Raw genomic sequence first — 5,260 nt, forward strand, 5'->3', positions numbered from 1 at the left:
GCGTCTGTCGGTGCAGACCGGTCTGACGCGGTGTCATCGGACACCGGCCCCTCCCGACGTCCACCCCGAGCCGCACAGCATCAGAGAAAGGCCATAGGAGCATGCGACAAAACGCCGTCCGCCGGGCCGCCACCGGGCTTGTCCTCGCACTCGCCGTCACCGCCGGCGCGCTGACCGCTCCCGCCCACTCCGCCACCGCCGACTCCGCGACCACCGACCGGGCCGCCGCCGGCCCCGCCGACAAGGGACGCGCCACCGACCCGGCCCAGGACGCCCTGGACCGCATCGTCGCCGCGGGACCGCCCGGCGCCGCCGCCACCGCCCTGCGCGGGCGCCACACCTGGAACGGCACCGCCGGCGTCGCGGACCTCGACACCTCGCGTCCGCGCACCGCCGACGACCGCTTCAGAGCCGGCAGCATCACCAAGACCCTCGTCGCCACCGTGCTGCTCCAACTGGAGGCCGAGAAGCGACTCGACCTGGACGACAGCGTCGAGAAGTGGCTGCCCGGACTCATCAGGGGCAAGGGCCACCACGGCCGCCACATCACCGTGCGGCAACTCCTCCAGCACACCAGCGGGCTGCCCAACTACACCGAGGACAAGCAAATCCTGCGGCGCCTCACCACCGACTTCCCCGAACGCCGCTACGACACCTTCCGCCCCGAGGAACTCGTCGCCGTCGCCCTCGGCCACAAGCCGGACTTCCGGCCCGGCCGAGGCTGGAAGTACTCCAACACCGGCTACGTGGTCGCCGGCATGGTCATCGAGGCGGTGACCGGCCGCCCGTACGCCGCGGAGGTCAAGCGGCGTGTGCTGAAACCGCTCGGCATGAAGTCCACGCTGCTACCCGGGCGCCGCACCACCCTGCCCGACCCCGCGGTCCGCCACTACTCCACGCACGTGGGCCCCGAGCCCGGCACGGCCGTGCACGACGTCACCGAGTTCAGCCCCACCATCGCGGGCGCGGCCGGCGAACTCGTCACCACGGGCGGGGACATCACCCGCTTCTACCGGGCCCTGCTCAGGGGTGAGCTGCTGCCGCCCGCGCAGCAGCGGGCGATGTTCAAGGCCGTGCCCGTCCCGGGCGCCCCGGACCACCGCTACGGCCTCGGCGTGACCTCCCAGCGGCTCTCCTGCGGAGTGACCGTCTGGGGCCACGACGGCGGCATACACGGCTCGGCCAGCAGTGCCGCCGGCACCCGCGACGGCCGGAAGGTGCTCGCCTTCAACGTCAACGGCGACTGGTCGGACGACCCGGCCGCCGGCGAGGGCCTCACCGACGTCTGGTTCTGCCCGTCGACCCCCGCCGCCGGCCGCCCCTGACACCGCCACCCGGCGGGGCCCTCGGCCCCGCCGGGCGCTTCCGCCCGGTGTTATGCCAGGCCGTCGCGCCAGGCGCGGTGCAGGGCGGCGAAGCGGCCGGTGCCGGCGATGAGTTCGCCGGGCGGACCGTCCTCGACGATGCGGCCGTCCGCCATCACCAGCACCCGGTCGGCGATCTCCACCGTGGACAGCCGGTGCGCGATGACCAGCGCCGTCCGGCCGCGCAGCACGGTGTCCATCGCCTGCTGCACCGCGCGCTCGCCCGGCACGTCGAGCGAGGAGGTCGCCTCGTCCAGGATCAGCACCGCCGGGTCCGCGAGCAGCGCCCGCGCGAACGCCACGAGCTGCCGCTGACCGGCCGAGATACGGCCGCCTCGCTTGCGCACGTCGGTGTCGTAGCCGTCCGGCAGCGCGCTGATGAAGCCGTGCGCGCCGATCGCCTTCGCCGCGGCCTCGATCTGCTCCCGGGTGGCGTCCGGGCGGCCGATCGCGATGTTCTCCGCCACCGTGCCGCTGAACAGGAACGCCTCCTGCGTCACCATCACCACGCCGCGCCGCAGCTCGGCGGTGGACAGGTCACGGAGGTCGACGCCGTCCATCAGCACTCGGCCCGCGCTCGGGTCGTAGAAGCGGGCCAGCAGCCTGGCCAGCGTCGACTTCCCCGCGCCCGTCGCGCCGACCACCGCCACGGTCTGGCCCGCCGGCAGCTCCAGGTCGAAAGCCGGCAGCACCTCCCCGCCCGTGCGGTAGCCGAAACTCACCCCTTCGAAGCGCACCGTGCGGCCCGGCCGGCCCGGCTCCTTCTCCGGCAGCGCCACCGGCGCCACCGGCTCCGGCACCGACGGCGCCTGCGCCAGCAGCCCGGCGATCTTCTCCAGCGAAGCCGCCGCCGACTGGTAGGAGTTGAGGAACATGCCCAACCGGTCGATCGGGTCGTACAGCCGGCGCACGTACAGCGCGGCCGCCGCCAGCACACCCAGCGCGAGGGTGCCGTCCGCCACCCGGTAGGCACCCCACACCACGATCCCGGCCACCGCCACGTTCGCCGTCAGCCGGGACAGCACCACGTAACGCGCCATCTCCAGGATCGAGTCGCCGTTCACCTTCAGATGCCGGTCGTTCAGCCGCTTGAACTCCTCCTCGTTCGCGGCCTCCCGGCGGAACGACTTCACCGGCCGGATGCCGTTCATCGTCTCCGCGAACTTCACGATGACCGCCGCGATCGCCGTGGAACGCTTGCGGTACACCCGCATCGAACGCTTCTGGAAGTTCCGCACGAGCAGCAGCAGCGGCACGAAGGAGGCCACCGCCGCCGCGCCGATCCCCAGGTCCAGGTAGAGCAGCAGCGCCGTGATGTACAGCGTGGAGACGATGACCTGGATCAGCTCCTGCAGGCCCTCGTCCAGCAGCTCCCGCAGCGACTCCACGTCCGTCGTCGCCCGCGAGATCAGCCGCCCCGAGGTGTAGCGGTCGTGGAAGTCCACGCTCAGCGCCTGCCCGTGCCGGTAGATCCTGCCCCGCAGGTCGAGCAGCACCCGCTGGCTGGCAAACGCCGCCACCCTGACGAACAGGTACTGGAGGCCGCCCGACGCCAGCGCGCACACCAGGTACGCCACCGCCACGGCCACCAGCGGGCCGTAGTCCTCCGCCCGCACCGCCGGCACCGCCCGGTCGATGGCCACCGCCACCAGCAGCGGCACCGCCTGCACCGCCGCCTGCTGCGTCAGCAGCAGCCCCGCCGCGACCGCGACCCGGCCCCGGTTGGGCCGCAGCAGCGAGACGAGCAGCCGGCGCGGCGCGCCTTTGGGGGCCGGCAGCACGTCCCGGTCGAACGGGTCCGTGGCCGGCGCCGAGCCCTCCGCGCCCCCGGCGCGGTCCTCGCGCTCCTCGCGCGGATCGTCCGTGACGGTGGTCATCGCTCCCCCTGCCGGTCGTGTGCGTAACCGCGCGGCCCGACGCCGGCCCGGTCCCGGGCGGCGCCGCCCGGCTCGGGCGCCTCCGGCTTGTCGGCGCCGGACATCAGATGGCGGTACTCGGCGCTGCTCCGCAGCAACTCCTCGTGGCGGCCCACCGCCGTGACCCGACCACCCGACAACAAGGCCACCCGATCCGCCAGTTGGACCGTGGACGGCCGGTGCGCGACCACCAGCGCCGTGGTGGTCGCCAGCACCTCCCGCAGCGCCGCCTCCACCCGCGCCTCGGTGTGCACGTCCAGCGCGGACAGCGGGTCGTCGAGCACCAGGAAGCGCGGCCGGCCCACCACCGCGCGGGCCAGCGCCAGCCGCTGCCGCTGGCCGCCGGACAGGCTCTGGCCCTGCTCACCCACCTGGGTGTCCAGACCGTCCGGCAGCGCGGCGACGAAGTCCGCCGCCTGCGCGATCCGCAACGCGCGCCACACCGCCTCGTCGTCCGCGTCCTCCGCGCCCATCAGCACGTTCTCCCGCACGGAGGCGGAGAACAGCGTGGGCTCCTCGAAGGCGACGGCGACCAGCCGGCGCAGCCGCTCGGTCGGCATCGTCGCCACGTCCACCCCGTCCAGGGTGATCGTGCCCCCGGTCGTCTCCAGCAGCCTGGGCACCAGCGCGGTGAGCGTCGTCTTGCCGCTGCCCGTCGCGCCGACAAGCGCCATGGTCTCGCCCGGCCGGAGGTGCAGGTCCACGCCGTCGAGCACCGGCGGCGCCGTCGGCGGCGCGTCGGGGAAGCGGAACCGCACCCCCGACATCAGCAGACCCCCGAGCTCGGACGCCGCCTCGCCGTCGGGGTGCTTCGGGCCGGTGGCGGAAGGCTTCGGCGCGTCCGGCGGCAGCGGCTCGTCCATCACCTCGAAGTAGCGGTCCGTGGCCGTCGCCGCCTCGTTGCTCATCGCCAGCAGGAAGCCGATCGAGTCCACCGGCCAGCGCAGCGCCAGCGCCGTGGACAGGAACGCCACCAGCGTGCCCGCCGACAGCGAGCCGTCGGCGACCTGGACCGTGCCGAGCACCAGGACCACACCGAGCGCCAGCTCCGGCAGCGTCATGATCACCGCCCAGATCCAGGCCAGCAGCCGCGCCTTGTGCAGCTCCGTGCTTAGCAGCCGGCCGGACAGCTCGCGGAACGCCCGCGCCTGGCTGCGGTGCCGACCGAACCCCTTGACGATCCGGATGCCCAGCACCGACTCCTCGACCACCGTGGTCAGATCGCCCACCTGGTCCTGCGCCCTGCGCGCGGCCACCGCGTACCTGCCCTCGAACACCGAGCACAGCAGCACCAGCGGCACGACCGGTGCCAGCACCACCAGCCCGAGTCCCCAGTCCAGCACCAGCAGGATGACGCAGCCCACCACGATCGTCACACCGTTGACCAGCAGGAACGTCAACGGGAAGGCCAGGAAGAGCCGCAGCAGCATCAGATCCGTCGTCGCCCGCGACAGCAACTGCCCGCTCGCCCAACGGTCGTGGAACGCCACCGGGAGCCGCTGCAGCCTGCCGAACAGGTCCGCCCGCAGCGACGCCTCCACCCCGGCCAGCGGCCGGGCCACCAGCCACCGACGGAAGCCGAACAGCACCGCCTCGGCGACGCCCACCGCCAACAGCAGCCCGCCGCCCCACCACACCCCGGCGGAGTCCCCGTCGGCGACCGGGCCGTCCACGATCCACTTCAGCACCAACGGGATGACAAGACCCGTACAGGAGGCGACGATCGCCACCACCGCCGCCGAGAACAACCGGACCCGCACCGGCCGCACGTACGGCCACAACCGCAGCAGCGACCGCACGGCCGACCGCTCCTTCGGCGGCGCGCCGTCCGGTGAGTCGTCCGCCGCGTCTTCCGGCGGTGTGTCAGGGGGCTGCGGGGGGTTCTCAGACACGGTGCTCATCAGCACCGAGCCTACGTTTCACCCCTGACACACTTCACTCGGTTTTTCGGTCGGTCCCGGGCGGCCCGGGACTCAGCCG

At 73.4% G+C, this 5,260-nt stretch carries 3 protein-coding genes; 1 reads left to right on the forward strand and 2 read right to left on the reverse strand.

The window, feature by feature from the left end; all coding sequences use genetic code 11:
* Positions 1–101: 101 nt before the first annotated feature.
* On the forward strand, positions 102–1,325 hold the full coding sequence (locus GL263_RS20870; RefSeq protein WP_182857268.1) for a serine hydrolase domain-containing protein: 1,224 nt from the start codon (positions 102–104) through the stop codon (positions 1,323–1,325).
* A gap of 50 nt (positions 1,326–1,375) precedes the next feature.
* Here GL263_RS20870 and GL263_RS20875 read toward each other — a convergent pair whose 3' ends face one another.
* Positions 1,376–3,241, reverse strand: a complete 1,866-nt coding sequence (locus GL263_RS20875; RefSeq protein WP_182857269.1) for an ABC transporter ATP-binding protein — start codon at positions 3,239–3,241, stop codon at positions 1,376–1,378.
* Positions 3,238–5,181: an ABC transporter ATP-binding protein gene (locus tag GL263_RS20880; RefSeq protein WP_182857270.1), complete on the reverse strand. Its 1,944-nt coding sequence runs from the start codon at positions 5,179–5,181 to the stop codon at positions 3,238–3,240. Before GL263_RS20880 ends, GL263_RS20875 begins: the two co-directional genes overlap by 4 nt.
* Positions 5,182–5,260 lie beyond the last annotated feature (79 nt).

The organism is Streptomyces durbertensis (assembly GCF_014156695.1).
In the GTDB taxonomy this organism is placed as follows: domain Bacteria; phylum Actinomycetota; class Actinomycetes; order Streptomycetales; family Streptomycetaceae; genus Streptomyces; species Streptomyces durbertensis.